Raw genomic sequence first — 17,450 nt, 5'->3', positions numbered from 1 at the left:
AACGCATGACTACCCGCATTCACCTCGCCGGCTCCGACGACGCAGTGGCGCATGCCATCACCGCGGAGGGCGCGGACCTCGTATCCGCCGACGACGCCGAGGCGTGGGTGTGGATGTCGGGGCCCGAGACGTTCCCGCGCACGGTTCCCGACTCGGTGCGGTGGGTGCAGCTTCCCTCGGCCGGGGTCGAGTCGTGGCTCGACGCGGGGATCATCGACGACCGACGCATGTGGACGTCGGCGGCCGGCGCCTACTCGCGCACCGTCGCACAGCACGCGATCATGCTGCTTCTGGCCGGAGTGCGGCACCTACCCGAACAGCTCGACGCGACGTCGTGGCGCAAGGACGAATTCGATTCGCGGGTAGGCACACTGGACGGTGCGACCGTGGCGATCGTCGGCTGCGGCGGCATCGGCCGGGCGCTGATCCCGTTCCTGCACGCGTCGGGGGCGTCGGTCCTGGCCGTGACTCGCTCCGGCACCCCCGTCGACGGAGCCGTCGACACTCTTCCCGCGGTTCGAGTCGCCGAGGTGTGGCCCCGCGCCGACCATGTGGTGCTGGCCGCACCGGCGACGGGTGCGACCGCGCACCTCGTCGATGCCGCAGTGTTAGAAACACTTCCGTCGCACGCGTGGGTGGTCAACGTCGCCCGCGGATCGCTGATCGACACCGACGCCGCCGTGCGGGCGCTGCAGGACGGCTCCATCGGAGGCGTGGCGCTCGACGTCACCGACCCCGAGCCGCTTCCCGACGGTCATGCCCTGTGGACGCTGCCCAATGCGATCGTCACCCCGCACGTCGCCAACCCGAATTCGGGTGCGGCAGCGGCACTGGCGGCGCATGTCGGCCGCAATGTACGGAAGTTCATGGCGGGCACCACGTTGAACGCTGTGATCGATCCGACCCGCGGCTACTGAGGGCTACTGGACGAAACGGCGTAGTCGGCCAACACTGTGCGCAGTACTTCCCGCACCGCCTCCGCGGGGGCCGAGAGCGGTTGACTCGCAGGCACTCCCAGGGACACCCGCACCTCGATCGACGGTTCTATTCGCCGTAGCTCCAAACCCTGCACGTTCATCATGCGGCGGGCGACAGACAGTGGAATCACCGTGGCGCCCAGCCCGCTTCGCACCGCCTGCGCCATGAGGGTGACCGACTCGACTTCGGCGACGATCTTCGGCGGCGTCATCGAGTTCTCGAACGCCGCTTCCACCACCTTGCGGATCGTGTGCATGCGTCCGGGAAGGAGCAGATCGACCTCTTCGAGATCGCCCAGGGTGACAGCGCTTCCCGTCTCACCCGGTAGGCCCGTGCCCGCCGGCGCGACCACCATCAATTCCTCGGTGAGCAGGCGTTCGAATGTGACGCCCTTGATCGGGCCGGCGTCGTAGAGCAGCGCCATGTCCATGCGGCCGGTCATCATGGCTTCGCTCAGTACACCGCCGAAGTTCTCGTTGATGTGCAGCAGGATGCTCGGGTATCGCGCGCGCACCGCTTCGAGCAACGGCAGCGCGATCGCCGCGACCGTGCTGTACGGGGCCAGCCCCACCGATACACCGCCGGCGAGTTCCCGCCCGACCACCTTGACCTCTGCCTGAGCGCTTTCCACCTGCCGCAGGATCACCTGCGCGTGGCGGTAGAGCGCCCGGCCGGCGTCGGTCGGCTCGACGCCCTGCTTGCTCCGCACCAACAACTGCTGTCCGAACTGAGTTTCGAGCGCGGCCATCTGCTGGCTGAGAGCGGGCTGGGCGACGTGCAGGATGTCAGCCGCACGGGTGATACTGCCGGCGTCGACGATCTTGACGAACGAATAGAGGCGTCGAGTGTCCATCTGCTGTTCGAACTCCTCTCGCCGTCTACACACCGATGTTTCCGCACCGTTTCACGCGGGATACGGCGTTGTCAGAGTTTAGGCGAACCGTGGTGACGGTCTACCTAAAACTGCTGGTCAGAGGCCATAGCGCTTTTGTATCACACCACCCACAACGCATATTAACGCTGCTGGATACATCGTGCGTAGCGTCCTTTTCACCAGCCGAGAACGCATCGACGTCACCTTCTCGACACGTCCGATTCACCTAACGAAGGAGCGAGAACCATGACCGTCTCAGTCGATCTCGTCGCCGATATGGGCGAAAGTTTCGGTGCGTGGACCATGGGCGACGACGACGCTCTGCTGGACCTGCTCACCTCCGCCAACATCGCGTGCGGCTTCCACGCCGGTGACCCCCGCACCATGGACCGGACGGTGCGCCTGTGCGCCGAACGCGGCATCGGCGTCGGCGCTCACCCCAGTTTTCCGGACTTGGTCGGATTCGGCCGTCGCGCACTCGATCTGACGGCCGACGAGGTGCGCACGGACGTGCTCTATCAGGTCGGCGCGCTGCAGGCCTTCGCCGCCGCTCATGGAACTCGCGTGGATCACGTTGCGCCGCACGGCCGCCTCGGCAACCTCGTCGCGACGCGGCAGGATTACGCCGACGCCGTGGTCGACGCCGTGCGCTCGGTGGACCCGACCCTGATCGTGCTCGCGCAGGACGGCTGCTTGGCCGACGCCGCACGCGCCGCAGGTCTGACCGTCGCTATCGTCGGTATCGCCGATCGGGCTTATCGGCCCGACGGCACGTTGGTCCCGCGCAGCGAACCGGGAGCGGTCATCGACGACGTCGACGAGCTCGTCGACCGCACGGTCCGCCTGGTCACCGAGCGCCGCCTTCTTGCCGTCGACGGCACGTCGCTGCCCATCGACGCCGACACGATCCTGCTGCACGGCGACAACGCCCACGCCGTCGAGAGCGCGCGTGCCGTGCGCCGAGGACTCGTCGACGCCGGCGTCACCATCGCCCCGCTGCGCGCCGTTCTCGGGGAGCGGTGTCCCGCATGAGCGCCCCGACCGTCACCGCATGCGGCGACTCCTGTGTGCGCATCGTCTCCACCGAGTCGTCCGCGCAGGACCGCTGGTTGCAGGTGCAGCGCGTCGCCGCCGAACTCGACCGCGCGAACATGCTCGGCATTCGTGACGTCATCACCACCTACGACGCAGCGCTGGTCGAATTCGATTGCGCGACGGTCACTCACGCCGACGTCTACGCCGTCGTCAACGGCCTCGACGCCAACTCGGTCGCCACCCTCCGTGAACCCCGCGAGTTCGAGATCCCCGTCGTCTACGGCGGCGAACACGGTCCGGATCTGGCGTTCGTCGCCTCGCACCTCGGCGTGAGCGAAGCCGATGTCGTTGCTCTGCACAGCGCGACGCCGTTGACCATGCGCTGCTTCGGATCTCCCGGCGGCGCCCCGATGCTCGACGGCCCGGCGTTCGGAATGCCGATCCCGCGTCTGGGCAGCCCGCGATCTCACGTTCCTGCCGGCGCCATCGCCGTCGCCGGCACGCAGGCCGTCATCTCTGCCCGGCCCGCCCCCGGTGGGTGGCAGGTACTCGGCCGCACCCCGGTGACCCTGGTCGACACCACGCGAGAGCCGTTGTCTCCCTTCGCTCCCGGCGACGTTTTCCGCTTCGTCCCGATCGACGTCGCCGACTGGGATCGCTACGTGGGTGATCTCCGTGGCTGACGCGATCACGATCGTCGGAGCGGGCCTGTCCGTTCTGCAGGACCTCGGCCGCCGCGGCGGCGGACGCGTCGGGCAGATGGTGGGCGGCGCGCTCGATCAGTACAGCGCGCAGGCCGCGAACACCCTCGTCTCGAGCAATTCCGATGCCCCGCTGCTGGAACTGACCGCACTGGACTTCGCCGCCGTCGCCGGTACGGACATGATCGTCGCCGTCACTGGAGCCCCGGCCGACGTCCACATCGACGGTCATCGAGTTCCCACCTGGGAACCCGTCGTGTGGCGGGCGCAGTCGACGCTGTCGGTCTCGCGTATCCGACACGGCATGCGCGTGTACATCGCGGTGCACGGCTCCATCGCGGCGCCGACCCTGCAGGGCAGCTGCGCCCCGGACACGGTGCTCGGCTTCGGACGGTTCCTGCGCCCCGGCGACGTTCTCGACGTCCACCTCGACGCCCCGTCGGTGCGCAACCCGCACTTCGACATTCCGTTCTTCGCGCTGGGCGCCGACCGTCCGGCCTTCGGTACTCGGTGGACCGTCCCGGTCACCGACGGTCCCGACGTCGACGACTTCGGCGACACCGCGGCTCGGTTGCTGGGCACCGACTTCACCGTCGCCGACGCGAGCAACCACATCGGCCTGCGCCTCCGACCGGCGGCCGGATCGCCGCTGCCACGCCGAATTGCGCAGTCCGAGATGCTTTCTCGCGGTGTTCCCATCGGCGCCGTCGAAGTACCGGCCGGTGACGAGCTCCTCGTGCTGCACCGAGGCCGCGGCGTCACCGCCGGCTATCCCGTTCTCGCCGTCGTCACCACCACGGGGCTCGACAGCCTCGGCCAAGCGCGCCCCGGCGACACCGTTCGTTTCACCCGGGTCGACATCGACAGTGCTGTCGATGCGCACCGTGCCCGCCAACGCAGTCTCGACCGACTGCGCGAGCGTGTCACCACCGTTTTCACTGCACTCGACATCCCCGATCACACCCGCGTACCCACCCCGAGATCTGCACTCACACTGGAGTCGGCATGACCACATCACTCAATCCGGACAGCACCACCCCTGCGCCGCCCGAGACGACCAAGATTCGCAAGGTCATCCTCGCCGGATGCGTCGGCATCTTCGTCGAGCTCTACGACAACGGCATCTTCGCCTTCATGGCGACGGCACTGGCGATCGTCTTCTTCGATGTCTCGAAGTCGTCCGATGCGCTGATGCTCGTCTTCGCCGGCTATGCGATCTCCTTCTTCGTGCGCCCCCTGGGAGCCGTCGTCTGCGGCATTCTCGGTGACCGCATCGGTCGACAGAAGATGCTCGTGTTCGTCATCCTGCTGATCTCGGTCGCCACGGCCGGCATCGGCGTGCTGCCGACGTACGCGGCCATCGGCGTCGCGGCACCGGCACTGCTGATCTTCCTGCGCATCCTGCAGGGATTCTCGGTCGGCGGTGAGGCAGCGGGCGCCATGACGTTCCTCGCCGAGCACGCACCGGCCCACAAGCGCGGCCAGATCACCAGCTACGCCCAGATCGCGTCCTTCCTCGCTCTGCTCACCGGCACCCTGGTGGCGTTCGCAATGTCGCCGTGGCTCAACGAAACCGCGATCGACGGCGGTGGCCTCGCCAGCTGGGCGTGGCGCGTGCCGTTCCTCGTCGCTATCCCGATGGGCATCATCGGCTGGTACATCCGCAAGGCGATCAGCGACACCCCCAACTTCGAGAAGCTCAAGGCCGAGGGCGGCCTCTCGCGTAACCCGCTCAAGGAAGCGTTCTCCTCGCCGGAGCACCGCAAGGCCATGCTGCTCGCTCTGTTCATCCCGCTGATGAACGGCTCCGGCTACTACGTCCTGTTCTCGTACATGCCCACGTTCCTCAAGGGCGACAAGATCGGATTCTCCACCGGCACAGCGTTGATGGTGACTGCGACGTCACTGGTGGCCATCTGTATTGCCATCCCGTTCATGGGTGCGCTGTCGGACCGCGTCGGCCGCAAGAAGGTCATCGCCGGCGCCGCCATCGCCATGGCCATCGCGGGCATCCCCTGCTACGCCCTCATCGCCACCGGCAGCGTTCCGCTCGCCATCCTGGGCGCCTGCATCATGGCCGTCATCTTCGCCGGCCACACCGCCGTGATCCACATCCTCATCGTCGAGCTGTTCCCGACCCGAGTTCGATACTCCGCCTACGGGTTGGGCTACAACATCTCCTCGGCACTCTTCGGTGGCACGGCCCCGCTGCTCATGACGTGGCTGATCCCGCAGTTCGGCATCTACGTCCCCGCGTTCTACGCCGTCATCACCGCGCTGGGCACCCTCGCCGCCGTCAGCACCATCACCGACCGTGCGCACCAACCCCTGCGCGACACTCTCTGAGAGACCACACCATGCCATTCACCGATTACCGAACAGCTCTCGTCACCGGTGCAAACACCGGAATGGGCGCTCACGCCACACAATTGCTTACCAAGCGCGGGCTCACCGTCTACGGCGTCGCTCGCAACGCGGACAAGCTGAAGGACGTCGCCGACCGCACCGGCATGATTCCGCTGGCCGTCGACGTGGCGGACACCGCCGCTCTCACCGCGGCCGTCGCCGGACTCAAGATCGACGTCCTGGTCAACAACGCCGGAGTGTCCGCGACCGGAAACATCCTCGATGCCACCGAAGAATCGGTCGACGCGATGGTCGACGTGAATCTGCGTGCGGTGCTGCACCTGTGCAGGTTGCTGGTGCCCGGCATGGTCGAGCGCGACCTCGGCCACGTCGTGAACATCAGCTCCATCGCTGGCCTGTACAACTTCTACGGCCACACCGCGTACCACGCGACCAAGGCTGCGGTGCACCAGCTCTCGCGTCAGCTGCGCAACGACACCAAGGGCAAGCGCATCCGCGTCACCGAAATCTGCCCCGGCCGCGTCGAGACCGAGATCTTCGGCCGGAACATGGGCGGCACACCCGAAGCGATGCAGGAAGCCTGGGACACCTACTACGAGGGCTTCGAATCGGTCACCACCACCGACATCGCCGACGCCATCGAGTTCGCCATCGAGGCGCCCCGCCACGTCAACATCGGCCTCCTCGAAATCATGCCGACCTTCCAGGTTCCGGGCGGGCTCGACTTCGTACGACGCAATGACTGACAGGACCACCCTCGGCGTCGTCGCCCACGCGGCGAACGATCTCCGCGTGGAGGAGGTACCCATCCCCGACGCCGAGCCCGACGAGGCGGAGATCGCCGTCGCCTTCGGCGGTGTGTGTGGATCGGACCTGCACTACTGGAAGCACGGCGCCGCAGGTGAATCCATCCTGAAAGCGCCGATGCTTCTGGGCCACGAGGTGGTGGGACGCGTCGTGCGTCAGGCCGCGGACGGCTCCGGTCCGGCCGTCGGCACCGCCATCGCGGTGCACCCGGCGACACCGAAGGCGGGGGAGGCGCGTCACCCGGCGGATCGCCCCAACCTGTCTTCGGCCTGCACCTACCTCGGCAGTGCGGCGCACGTCCCGCACACCGAGGGAGCCTTCGCCGCGGTGTCGGTGCTGCCGACCCGCATGCTGCGTCCTCTTCCCGACGAGCTCGATCTGCGCACAGCGGCTATCGCGGAACCCGCTGCCGTTGCCTGGCATGCGGTCTCGCGAGCCGGAGACGTGGCGGGTAGGCGGGCCCTGGTGATCGGTTGCGGTCCGATCGGAGCCTTGGTGGTGGCGGTACTGAAACGCGCCGGCGCCGAACACATCACGGCCGTCGACGTGCACCCGTTTCCACGCGAGATCGCGGCGAGCGTCGGCGCCGACACCACCCTGGACGCCACCGACATCGACGCGATTGCCGCCACCGACGCCGACGTGGTGATCGAGTGCTCCGGCAACCGCTTCGGGCTCGACTCGGCCATTCGCGGCGCGACCCGCGGCGGGCGAGTAGTCCTGCTGGGGCTGCTTCCCACCGGCCTGCAACCGGCGCCGCTGTCGTTGGTCATTACGCGCGAACTCGACCTGGTGGGCTCGTTCCGCTTCAACGACGAGATCGACGACGTGCTGCTCGCTCTCGCCGACGGGTCGCTGGACGCCGGCCCCGTGATCACCCATTCCTTTCCCGTCACCGATGCCCTCGACGCGTTCGCCGTAGCCGCGGACTCCGCGTCGTCGGGCAAGGTCCTGCTCGAATTCTGACAGCCAATTTCGGAGGAGACATCATGGCGACAGTTCCGCTCGCCTCCCGCGTCACCGCACTACGTGAGTCACCCAGTGTTGCTGCTGCACAACGTGTTCGTGAACTCAAGACCGAGGGTCGTGAGATCCTCGACCTGACCGTGGGGGAGCCCGATTTCGACACCCCCGACCACATCAAGGCCGCCGCCGTGGCAGCGATGAATGCCGGCGCCACCAAGTACACCCCGGTCAACGGCGTTCCCGAATTGCGGTCGGCCATCACCGCCTCGATGCTGTCGAAGACCGGGCTCGAGTACGATTCGTCTCGCATCACCATCGGCGGCGGCGCCAAGCAGGTCATCTTCCTCGCCCTCATGGCGACGGTCGAGGAGGGCGTGGAAGTGATTGTCCCCGCTCCCTACTGGGTCTCGTACCCGGACATGGTGGCGGCACACGGCGGCACCCCCGTGATCGTGCACTGCCCCGAGGCCGACGGATTCCTCCTCACCCCGGAGCGTCTGGAAGCCGCCATCACACCGGCAACCCGGTGGGTGGTGCTCAACACCCCGTCCAACCCGACCGGTGCGATCTACAGCGCTGCTCAGCTCGGGGCCCTCGCCGAGGTGCTCGATCGTCATCCGCACGTGCACGTGCTCTCAGACGAAATCTACGACGCCATCAGCTATCTCGACGAACCGGCACCCACCCTGGTGGCCGTCGCCCCGCATCTGCGCGATCGAGTGTTCGTCACCAACGGCGTCTCCAAGTCGTACGCGATGACCGGCTGGCGGTTGGGTTTCGGCGTGGGTGACCCAGTACTGGTGGCCGCGATCAACAAGCTGCAGTCGCAGTCGTCGTCGTGCCCGTCGTCGATCAGTCAGTACGCGGCCGCGGAGGCACTGACGGGGGACCAGTCGTTCGTCACCACGTCGGTTGCCTCGTACCGGCAGCGCCGCGACATCGCGTTCGAGCTGCTGACCGACATCGACGGCCTCACTCCCGTACTGCCGCAGGGTGCGTTCTACCTGTTCGTGGGCTGCTCCGACCTGATCGGCTCGCACACCCCCGAGGGCACCCAACTCGAGACCGACCAGGACGTGGTGCTGTACCTGCTGGACCACGCTTCCGTCGCCACCATTCAGGGCTCGGCGTACGGGGCCGACGGGTACTTCCGCATCTCCTTCGCCACCTCCGAGAACGTTCTCCGCTCCGCCGCGGAGAACATCGCCAAAGCCGTTGCCGCACTGACCCGATAGGACTTCGACATGCATCACGTCACCACCAAGATCGACCGCGCGGACTCCGAGCTGATCGCCGAACTCGGAGCCTTCTCCGCCGCCACCATCCACGAGGCGCAGGGACGCTCCGGCGCCTTCGACGACGCCATCAAGCCGCTGGACCGCGACATGTCCTTCTGCGGCTCCGCTTTCACCGTCGTGTGCCACCCGCGCGACAACATCATGCTGCAGGTCGCCATCAGCTACGCCCAGCCCGGCGACGTCCTGATCGTCTCGTCCGGTGATCAGCCGGCCGGGCAGTTCGGCGACGTTCTCGCCAATGCCTGTGTGGCACGTGGTATCGCCGCGCTCGTCACCGACGGCGGCGTGCGCGACTCACGGGAGATTCGCGAGCTGGGATTCCCGGTGTTCAGCAAGTACCTCTGCATTCAGGGAACGGTGAAGGAATCGCTGGGACCGATCAACCAACCGCTCGTGTTCGGTGGGCAGCTGGTGCGGCCGGGCGACGTCATCAAGGGCGACTGCGACGGCGTGGTCCTCACCCGCCGGGAAGAGGTGCGCAGCGCCATCGACGCATGCCGCGCACGCGACGCCGCCGAGGCCGACTTCATCGAGCGGTACAAGCGAGGCGAGACACCCATCCAGGTCAGCGGACTCGGGCCCGTGCTCGAGGCGAAGGGCTTGACCGTCGACTCCTGAGCTTCAGTCGAGTCGCATCAACGCGTAGAAACCTTCGATGTGCTCGCGCGCCAGAGTGGCGGCCTTCGCGCCGTGACCGCGGCGCAGCGCATCGACGATGCCACGGTGTTCGCAGCGGAGAGTCACCGCCACGGCGGACCAATCGTCCAGCATCGGAACGGCATCCATGACGTACCCGTGAATGGAGTCGCGGAGCGAGGTCATCATGGCCTCGATCAGCACGTTGCCCGCCAGCCCGGCGAACCGCACGTGCAGCTCGGCGTCGAGTCGGTGGAACTGATCGGGTTCGAGGCTCTGATCGTCCATCCGGTCGAGCAGCGCGTCGATGGCAGTGAGGTCGGGCGTGCGGTCCGCGGCTTCGCGGAGCGCCCACGACTCGAGCAGTACCCGAGTCTGCACCACGTCGGCGATCGGCAGGAACTGCGTCGCCATGTGCAGGCGCAGCGCCGAGCCGATGGAGGTGGCCGGGTCCGCGACCACGATCGCTCCCGCGTCGGGCCCGGACCCGACCGAGGTCTTGACGACGCCCATAGCCTCCAGCACCCGGATGGCTTCCCGAACGGAACTGCGGCCGACGCCCAGTTCTTCCGCCAGCGCGCGTTCGGCCGGCAACCGGTCACCGACGCGGAGCCGGGCCGCCGCCAGGTCCTGCTCGATGCGGTGGAGAACCACCTCGTGTGCGCGCATGTTCGCAGAATAGCTGGTGTGGTCAGACCACAGGGGTTACTGTGGTCAGACCACACGTTCTGGAGGCTCCATGCGCATCGCTCTGTTCGCCACGTGTCTGGCGGACGCCCTGTTCCCCGAATCGGCCAAAGCGACGGTCTCGCTGCTCGAACGGCTCGGCCACAACGTCGTCTTCCCGGCCGATCAGACGTGCTGCGGGCAGATGCACGTCAACACCGGATACCTCAAAGAGGCTGCGCCACTGGTCCGTCACCACGTCGAGGTCTTCGAGCATGCGACGTGGGATGTGGCGGTGGCCCCGTCGGGTTCGTGCGTCGGTTCCGTTCGACACCAACACGCGATGGTCGCGAGGCGGGCCGGTGACGAGGACCTGGCCGTCCGAGCGGAAGCCGTCGCTGCCAAGACATACGAGCTGTCCGAGCTGCTGGTCGACGTCCTCGGTGTCACCGACGTGGGCGCCTACTTTCCCCACCGCGTCACCTACCACCCCACCTGCCATTCGCTGCGCATGCTGCGGGTCGGCGACAAGCCCCTCGAACTGCTGCGCAACGTGCGAGGGATGACGCTCGTCGAACTGCCCGAAGCCGAATCCTGTTGCGGCTTCGGCGGAACGTTCGCGCTGAAGAACTCCGAGACATCGACGGCCATGCTCTCGGACAAGATGTCGAACGTGCTCTCCACCGGCGCCGAAGTGTGCAGCGCGGGCGACTCCTCGTGCCTCATGCACATCGGAGGCGGACTGTCGCGCATGCGGACCGGAGTCAAGACCGTGCACCTTGCCGAAATTCTCGCGTCGACGGAGGCAGTGTGACCACCTTCTTGGGATCCCCCGGTATCGGAAACATTCGGGGCGACGAAAGCTTTCCGAAAGCGGCGAAACGCGCCCTGCAGGACACCCAGATGCGCCACAACGTCGGCGCCGCCACCAAGACCATCCGCGAGAAGCGACTCAATGCTGTTGCTGAATGCGACGACTGGGAGGAGCTGCGACTCGCCGGCAGCGCCATCAAGACCGACGTGATGTCGCGCCTGCCAGAGTTGCTCGAACAACTCGAAGCGAACGTGACCGCCCGCGGGGGAGTGGTGCACTGGGCGCGCGACGCCGACGAGGCCAACCACATCATCACCGACCTGGTGAAGGCCACGGGCAGCGACGAGGTGGTCAAGGTCAAGTCCATGGCCACCCAGGAGACCGGGCTGAACGAGTACCTCGAAGCGGAGGGCATCGCCGCGATCGAGACCGACCTCGCCGAGCTCATCGTCCAACTGGGCGACGACAAGCCGAGCCACATCCTCGTCCCCGCTATTCACCGCAACCGCGCGGAGATTCGCGAGATCTTCCTGCGCCGCATGCCCGGCGTCTACTCCTCGATCACCGACGAACCGCGCGAGCTGGCAATGGCAGCGCGTGAGCACCTGCGTCGTAAGTTCCTCTCCGCGAAAGTGGCGATCAGCGGCGCGAACTTCGGTGTCGCCGAGACCGGAACCCTCGCCGTGGTCGAGTCCGAAGGCAACGGCCGCATGTGCCTGACGCTGCCCGATACCCTCATCACGCTGATGGGCATCGAGAAGCTGGTGCCGACGTTCGCCGACCTCGAAGTGTTCATGCAGCTGCTGCCGCGCTCGTCCACCGCCGAGCGCATGAATCCGTACACCTCGATGTGGACTGGGGTGCACGAGGGCGACGGGCCGCAGAACTTCCACCTGGTGCTGATGGACAACGGGCGGACGAACGTGCTGGCCGACGAGGTGGGTCGTGCTGCGCTGCATTGCATTCGGTGCAGTGCGTGCCTCAACGTGTGCCCAGTGTACGAGCGGACGGGTGGGCACGCCTACGGCTCGGTGTATCCGGGTCCGATCGGCGCCATCCTCTCACCGCAGCTGACGGGGACCACCGGTCACGACGACCCGAATGCGTCGCTGCCGTACGCGTCGTCGCTGTGTGGGGCGTGTTTCGACGCGTGCCCGGTGCGCATCAACATCCCCGATATTCTGGTGCATCTGCGGGCCGAGCAGGTCGACTCCGAGCGCGGCGGCATCCCCGGTGGCCAGGAGATCGCTATGCGCGCCGCGGGGTGGGCGATGAACTCGCCCAAGCGCTTCGGGATGGCGGAAAAGGCGGCCGGTGTCGGGCGGCTGTTGGCGGGGAAGAAGGGGCATATCGAGTCCCTTCCGTTCCCGGGGTCGTTGTGGACGACGAGCCGGGACATGCCCGCGCCCCCGAAGGAGACGTTCCGTGAGTGGTGGGCGCGTACCCATGAGCAGTAAAGATGTGATCTTCGAGCGGATCCGATCGGCGACGGCGGGAGGTGTTGTCGGCGCCGAGGTTCCGCGGGACTACGACCGTGCACCGCTGGTAGGACCGGGCGACGTGGACCGCTTCGCCGAGACTGTCGACGACTACCGCGCGCAGGTGTTTCGGGTGTCGGAGTCGGAGATCGGGTCGACGGTTCGGAGCTTGCTGGGCGAGGGTGCGCGGGTGGTGGTGCCGGTCGACCTACCTTCTGCGTGGGTCGAGGGTGTATCGACGGTGCCGGACACCGGACTGTTGGTCGACGAACTCGACAGTGTCGACGCGGTGGTCACAGGTTGCCGAATAGGGATTGCTGCGACGGGGACGATCGTTCTCGACGCCGGCGTCGCGCAGGGCCGGCGGGCGTTGACGCTGGTGCCCGATCACCACATCTGCATCGTGAGGGCGGAGCAGGTGGTCGACACCGTTCCGCAGGCGTTTGCTGTGTTGGATGCGACCCGGCCGTTGACGTTCGTGAGTGGGCCGAGTGCGACGAGTGACATCGAGTTGAACCGGGTTGAGGGTGTCCATGGGCCGAGGCGGTTGGATGTGGTGATTGTGGAAGCCACTACTAGGAGTTGAAAATGCAAGCCGTTCCGAACGGCGTCGGAAGCGTGGGTCCACGACGCCGTCGAAGCGAACCAGGCCGGCGACGTCGACCTAATCACCCCGCTATCCTCCACGTCGTACGAGGCAATGCGATCACGTCGGCGACCGTCCGTGAGTTTCTACGGGTCGTAGTAAACTACGAATACCTGCAGGAGATCGCCAAAGGCCGCCGCTAGGATTATCAAAATGACTTCGAGACCTAATGCGTCGCCGTAGTCTTCGACGACGGTGGACGTATCGAGACGTTTATGGCCAGGGTGAGGGCGCTTTCGGGCCGGTTGCTTCGGCCAAAACGATTGGTGGGGAGTTTGCGTAGCTTGAGGCGGATGCGCGCTTGGCGCTAATACGGAAAATTTTGTCGACTCGGGTTGCGGCCTAGAGTCGATGATCAGCACGGCCAAGTCTGCCCGCGAATTATTCATCTCACTCGCGGCCGCCGACTAGCAAGGACGTGAGTGGGGTCTCACCCAGCCCCGCAATTGTTTCGGGGATTTCCCTGCCCATGACCATCCACGGACGGGTAGCAGGCTGATCGTGCCTCGGGCATCAGTGCTTTCATAACAAGGTGGTGCCACCTCGCTAGGATGTAGCATAGGAAATCGGCTCGACCATGCGAACAACACTGTAAGGACTCCTCGTGCGTCTCAAACTGGGTGAGAAGATAGTCGTCAAGAACCGTGTAGTCACGGTTACGAACACTGCCCTGAGTTTTCTCCCGGCGGTACGCAAGTACCTGATCGAAACTGCGCGACGTGGGGGCACGACCACGTATGGTGATCTCAGGGCCGCGGCAAACCTTCCCTATGCCGTCAACGGATTAGGCAGGCTGCTAGATCTCCTGTCTGAGGACTGTTTTCGCCGCTCAGAACCGTCGCTAGCCGCTCTTGTCATTCTCTCCAGTTCGGGCGAGGTCGGTAGTGACTTCTCCGGCGACCCAGTGACCGAACGTTCCGCTCTATACAAGTATTGGGCGCTTTGAGTTGCGTTTGTCGGCATCGTTGAGAGTCGATTACCCTCCCACCAACAACGCGGGTGCCTCGAACGAACCTGTGGGGGTCGACGGGGCGCCCTAGAACTTTATATTTGTTTGGCCTTTCCGGAACTGCAACATTCGGTCTCGGGCAACAAGGCAGTCCCTCTCGTCAAACAGTTCCCGGAGTTCGATGCTGTTGACCACGTGTTCGACAGTCGAATCAAGTCTTCCGTGCTCGCTGGGGGCTATTAGAAACCATCCGAGATTGTCCGGTCTTGCAGGAGTCGCTTCGCGGTGCCTATCCCATCGGCTTCAGCAATTGTGGTTCTCAATTTGATTGGGTTGTAGCCGAATTCAGACTAGGCTGTCTCGGAGACTTGCATCTCGCGGTGTAAAATCCAAGATAAACCCATGAAAAGATCCTCGCGTAGATTGTCTGAGCATTAACTGGAAAGTCGTCTGACGACTGTACTTTGTACAAAGTGGTCTCCGACCGTGTGTCGATTGACGAGATAGTCGTGTTGACGTCGGACGGACGCCTTCGCCCGGTTGGAAAACGCATACATCCCCGAAACGCTGCCGGTGCGGGGCACGATTCAGATTGTTCCTGAGGGACAGTGATATCGAGTCTTACCGGGAACTCGACGCAGGAGTTCGACCTCGTCATCGTCCGACTCCGTCGAGTGCACGTCGCTTGGCCTCGGCGACGAGGTCGTTCATCGCCGGTGCATCGGGGCCACCATCGGTAGTCGTGGCCAGCACGATCACGAGAACCCGTTTCCGTCCGGAACGAGAAGAAGGCCGGCATCATGGGAGACTCCGTGTCTGCCGGGGCCGGTTGTCGGTTTCGCGGCGGACCCTCGACGACGACCCTGGTGGTTCAAACGTCTCCGGGTAGGCGGAGGACGGGCGTCCGGGATCGATCACGGTTCAGCCCATGACGAACGTGACAACGTTTACAGGGGAATGGACGGGTTCCGCGTTAAAGTCGCTCACGAACGCAGATCGTCACAGTTCAACTGGGACGTAGAGTCCTTGGCGCCAACTTGGATGCAGACGAGACGAGATGGGGCGAAGGGTGCGGTTCAGAGAAGGAGAGTAGAGAGCGTACGCGACCACATCGGCCGGCGTGTCGGCCGTTGTCCATTCGGTCGCGGACTACCAGGGGCGAAAGCGGGTCTCGCCTACCCCGCGACGGTCGGGTTCTCTCGATGATCGTCAATGGCGTGGGGGGTCTTTGCTATCAGCAGCAATGGTTCCCCGCCCGGCCCACGTCTGCCGACGGCCGGATCGAAGGTGTATGAACGAACATCGGCGCACTTGCACGTGCACGCGGAGACAAATCGGGCCACTGATGGTAGACAGCCATGAGGAAACACGGAGGGAGATGTATGGCACTGGAACACGACTTGCGGATTTAGGCTTGCGACTTTTCGGCCAGTAGGAGTTTTGCTGCCTTTCGGCAAACCATTCGTCGATTGCACACTGGGCGTTACCCAGCAGTGTCGAAATATAACCTACTTCGAAACATTGAGTTATCTTGCTGCACTAACAACTGGGTTTTGGGTTGCTGTCGGCCTGGGGTCTACGCTGCCGAAAGATCCAACGCGCGGTTGCAGGTGTATCAATTCACAATTATTGTCCGCGATCATCAATTTAGTCTGGAGTGCACATGACCGACACCTTTCCCGTAATTGAGTTTCACCAGTACAGCGAAAACGATCCCGATGATCGCTTGTTGTTGTTCGCAGCACCTGCGTCGGCATTGTGGGGCTGGGCAGGTGTGCCTCGAAAGGGTTGGAAGATCCGCATGCTGTACCAGCGATGGATCACGGAGAGTCGCCAGCAGGAGGTGGTCGCATTCTGGGATCAGGCCTCGACGCCTAGAATAGGGCAAGCAAAAAAATATTCGGTGGGGCCTACTGCGATAACGCTTGCTATCCTAGACGATCTCCAGATTGTCGACGGGAGAATTTCACTAGACTACTCCCCACCGTTCGAGATGTCAGATTCATCCTCGGTAAAGTTAGGAAAAGCCGCGAAAGTTGTGATCTCAAGAATGACGGATCGGTTGACCGAAGACGAGATGGATGTTCTTGGAAAACCGGATCGCTGGAATGACAGCGTGGTGGAGCACAACTATGTCCTCGAATCGCTAATTCAGATCCAACAGGCAAGCGCCGACCCAGACAAGTTCATTGCACACAATGATATGGAGGAAGGTGAGGTTCTATCACTTGTTTCATCTCTTGAGTCGCTGTGTCGACCGGCACTCATCGTCGATGGGCAGCACCGCTTGTATGGCGCAGCACATTCAAATACTGAGAATATCTACTTACCCGTCGTCGCAATACCGAACAGTCCATGGATGGAGCAGATCTACCAGTTTGTTGTGATCAACGAGAAGGCCAAGAAAGTTGAAAGCTCCTTACTGACGGACATTTTCGGCAGTTCTCTGACTCCCAGTGAGCAAGTTGCGATCCGGTCACAGCTCGCAAATAGCGGAGCCCAAGTGGATCCGCGGATTGCGGCAGTCATAGCAGGCCGCGACCTTAGTTCGCCCTTCTACGGTATGGTGCGTATTAGGCTTGAGGGTGATTCGACCTCTGGCGCAGGCGGATTTATTCCCGAAGCCACTATTAGGCAACTAATTGAAGGTGGCCGCGGGGGCCTTGGTTGGAGAAGCGACTCCAGTTTCTTTGACGCGTTTGTTGCGCCTACATTTCCAAATCGCGCCGACTGGGACTCGTGGTCTGATGGCTTGTGGCGAAATTATTGGTTCGCGTTCTGGGATGAGGTTAGAAACTGGTACAACGATCAAGGCACATCCAAGCTTTGGTCCGATGTTCAGTCGAACTTAACTAAAGCAGTGGCCCTTCGTTTATACCAAAGGCTCTTTATGGAAATGGCGGTAAGCAGAATCGAAGGCGCAGAAGCCTCACGGGAGACACTCGTCGACATCCTGGGTGAGGAGTTAGCTCAGGAGAGGCTGAGCGCAAATTTGAGAAAGTTGGCCATACCCGACGATGTGGACCAATTCAGAGTCCTCGTGCGGGAGTGGTTCCTAAAGGACGGGGTTCCGGTGCGGTTTTTTGAATATAATTGGGTTTCGAGTCTTGATGACCAAGAAGGTCAAGACGCACTTTACGACGAGATGGTGGATGCTTGGAAAATCTCCCAGGATCCGAGTCGCTCGGCATATCGTGCAAGGAATATCAAGGTGTTCGCAACGGAAGATAGATGA

The 17,450-nt window shown here is 64.1% G+C and carries 15 protein-coding genes; 13 read left to right on the top strand and 2 right to left on the bottom strand.

Annotation, left to right across the window (positions count from 1 at the left end):
* Nucleotides 1-5 precede the first annotated feature (5 nt).
* Nucleotides 6-917: a D-isomer specific 2-hydroxyacid dehydrogenase family protein gene (locus AC59JP_RS14670; RefSeq protein WP_497326541.1), complete on the top strand. Its 912-nt coding sequence runs from the start codon at nt 6-8 to the stop codon at nt 915-917.
* Here AC59JP_RS14670 and nac read toward each other — a convergent pair.
* Entirely contained in the window at nt 911-1,831 is a 921-nt protein-coding gene (gene nac, locus AC59JP_RS14665; RefSeq protein ID WP_497326540.1) for a nitrogen assimilation transcriptional regulator NAC, read from the bottom strand. The genes AC59JP_RS14670 and nac overlap by 7 nt on opposite strands.
* Nucleotides 1,832-2,098: 267 nt before the next feature.
* Between nac and AC59JP_RS14660 the strand changes: the two genes are divergently transcribed.
* From AC59JP_RS14660 to AC59JP_RS14625, 8 genes are read left to right on the top strand one after another with little or no spacing between them, the layout of a single operon-like run.
* Nucleotides 2,099-2,884, top strand: a complete 786-nt coding sequence (locus tag AC59JP_RS14660; RefSeq protein ID WP_497326539.1) for a LamB/YcsF family protein — start codon at nt 2,099-2,101, stop codon at nt 2,882-2,884.
* On the top strand, nt 2,881-3,570 hold the full coding sequence (locus AC59JP_RS14655) for a 5-oxoprolinase subunit B family protein (RefSeq protein ID WP_497326538.1): 690 nt from the start codon (nt 2,881-2,883) through the stop codon (nt 3,568-3,570). Before AC59JP_RS14660 ends, AC59JP_RS14655 begins: the two co-directional genes overlap by 4 nt.
* A complete protein-coding gene (locus tag AC59JP_RS14650; protein ID WP_497326537.1) occupies nt 3,563-4,597 on the top strand; it encodes a 5-oxoprolinase subunit C family protein in 1,035 nt (344 codons plus the stop codon). Before AC59JP_RS14655 ends, AC59JP_RS14650 begins: the two co-directional genes overlap by 8 nt.
* On the top strand, nt 4,594-5,934 hold the full coding sequence (locus AC59JP_RS14645) for an MFS transporter (protein ID WP_497326536.1): 1,341 nt from the start codon (nt 4,594-4,596) through the stop codon (nt 5,932-5,934). Before AC59JP_RS14650 ends, AC59JP_RS14645 begins: the two co-directional genes overlap by 4 nt.
* Nucleotides 5,935-5,945: 11 nt before the next feature.
* The gene (locus AC59JP_RS14640; RefSeq protein WP_497326535.1) at nt 5,946-6,701 is read left to right on the top strand and encodes an SDR family oxidoreductase; all 756 of its coding nucleotides are present in this window, start codon (nt 5,946-5,948) and stop codon (nt 6,699-6,701) included.
* Nucleotides 6,694-7,728 carry an L-idonate 5-dehydrogenase gene (locus tag AC59JP_RS14635; RefSeq protein ID WP_497326534.1) on the top strand — a complete coding sequence of 345 codons (1,035 nt, stop codon included), beginning with the start codon at nt 6,694-6,696 and terminating at the stop codon, nt 7,726-7,728. The genes AC59JP_RS14640 and AC59JP_RS14635 overlap by 8 nt, the downstream gene beginning before the upstream one ends.
* 23 nt (nt 7,729-7,751) lie before the next feature.
* Entirely contained in the window at nt 7,752-8,963 is a 1,212-nt protein-coding gene (locus tag AC59JP_RS14630) for an aspartate transaminase (RefSeq protein ID WP_497326533.1), read from the top strand.
* A 9-nt stretch (nt 8,964-8,972) separates the two neighbouring features.
* Nucleotides 8,973-9,644, top strand: coding sequence for a 4-carboxy-4-hydroxy-2-oxoadipate aldolase/oxaloacetate decarboxylase (locus AC59JP_RS14625; protein WP_497326532.1), 672 nt, complete (start codon nt 8,973-8,975; stop codon nt 9,642-9,644).
* Nucleotides 9,645-9,647: 3 nt separating this feature from the next.
* Here AC59JP_RS14625 and AC59JP_RS14620 read toward each other — a convergent pair whose 3' ends face one another.
* Nucleotides 9,648-10,331 carry a FadR/GntR family transcriptional regulator gene (locus AC59JP_RS14620; protein WP_497326531.1) on the bottom strand — a complete coding sequence of 228 codons (684 nt, stop codon included), beginning with the start codon at nt 10,329-10,331 and terminating at the stop codon, nt 9,648-9,650.
* 70 nt (nt 10,332-10,401) lie between these two features.
* Here AC59JP_RS14620 and AC59JP_RS14615 point away from each other — a divergent pair, with 70 nt between their 5' ends.
* From AC59JP_RS14615 to AC59JP_RS14600, 4 genes are all read left to right on the top strand, one after another.
* Nucleotides 10,402-11,142 (top strand): (Fe-S)-binding protein, encoded by a 741-nt coding sequence (locus AC59JP_RS14615; protein ID WP_497326530.1) that lies wholly within the window; start codon nt 10,402-10,404, stop codon nt 11,140-11,142.
* Nucleotides 11,139-12,599, top strand: coding sequence for a LutB/LldF family L-lactate oxidation iron-sulfur protein (locus tag AC59JP_RS14610; protein ID WP_497326529.1), 1,461 nt, complete (start codon nt 11,139-11,141; stop codon nt 12,597-12,599). The genes AC59JP_RS14615 and AC59JP_RS14610 overlap by 4 nt, the downstream gene beginning before the upstream one ends.
* Nucleotides 12,589-13,206 carry a LutC/YkgG family protein gene (locus AC59JP_RS14605; protein ID WP_497326528.1) on the top strand — a complete coding sequence of 206 codons (618 nt, stop codon included), beginning with the start codon at nt 12,589-12,591 and terminating at the stop codon, nt 13,204-13,206. The genes AC59JP_RS14610 and AC59JP_RS14605 overlap by 11 nt, the downstream gene beginning before the upstream one ends.
* Before the next feature lie 2,672 nt (nt 13,207-15,878).
* Nucleotides 15,879-17,450, top strand: a complete 1,572-nt coding sequence (locus AC59JP_RS14600; RefSeq protein WP_497326527.1) for a ParB N-terminal domain-containing protein — start codon at nt 15,879-15,881, stop codon at nt 17,448-17,450.

Source organism: Rhodococcus sp. 320_ES (genome assembly GCF_059691855.1).
The sequence above is the reverse complement of the archived record's forward strand: the minus strand, read 5'-3'. Positions and strand labels throughout refer to the sequence as shown.

Bases quoted from the DNA above. Each gene is read 5' to 3' on its own strand.
- AC59JP_RS14670 (WP_497326541.1), top strand. From the start codon at position 6: ATGACTACCCGCATTCACCTCGCCGGCTCCGACGACGCAGTGGCGCAT.
- nac (WP_497326540.1), bottom strand. From the start codon at position 1,831: ATGGACACTCGACGCCTCTATTCGTTCGTCAAGATCGTCGACGCCGGC.
- AC59JP_RS14660 (WP_497326539.1), top strand. From the start codon at position 2,099: ATGACCGTCTCAGTCGATCTCGTCGCCGATATGGGCGAAAGTTTCGGT.
- AC59JP_RS14655 (WP_497326538.1), top strand. From the start codon at position 2,881: ATGAGCGCCCCGACCGTCACCGCATGCGGCGACTCCTGTGTGCGCATC.
- AC59JP_RS14645 (WP_497326536.1), top strand. From the start codon at position 4,594: ATGACCACATCACTCAATCCGGACAGCACCACCCCTGCGCCGCCCGAG.
- AC59JP_RS14640 (WP_497326535.1), top strand. From the start codon at position 5,946: ATGCCATTCACCGATTACCGAACAGCTCTCGTCACCGGTGCAAACACC.
- AC59JP_RS14635 (WP_497326534.1), top strand. From the start codon at position 6,694: ATGACTGACAGGACCACCCTCGGCGTCGTCGCCCACGCGGCGAACGAT.
- AC59JP_RS14630 (WP_497326533.1), top strand. From the start codon at position 7,752: ATGGCGACAGTTCCGCTCGCCTCCCGCGTCACCGCACTACGTGAGTCA.
- AC59JP_RS14625 (WP_497326532.1), top strand. From the start codon at position 8,973: ATGCATCACGTCACCACCAAGATCGACCGCGCGGACTCCGAGCTGATC.
- AC59JP_RS14620 (WP_497326531.1), bottom strand. From the start codon at position 10,331: ATGCGCGCACACGAGGTGGTTCTCCACCGCATCGAGCAGGACCTGGCG.
- AC59JP_RS14615 (WP_497326530.1), top strand. From the start codon at position 10,402: ATGCGCATCGCTCTGTTCGCCACGTGTCTGGCGGACGCCCTGTTCCCC.
- AC59JP_RS14605 (WP_497326528.1), top strand. From the start codon at position 12,589: ATGAGCAGTAAAGATGTGATCTTCGAGCGGATCCGATCGGCGACGGCG.
- AC59JP_RS14600 (WP_497326527.1), top strand. From the start codon at position 15,879: ATGACCGACACCTTTCCCGTAATTGAGTTTCACCAGTACAGCGAAAAC.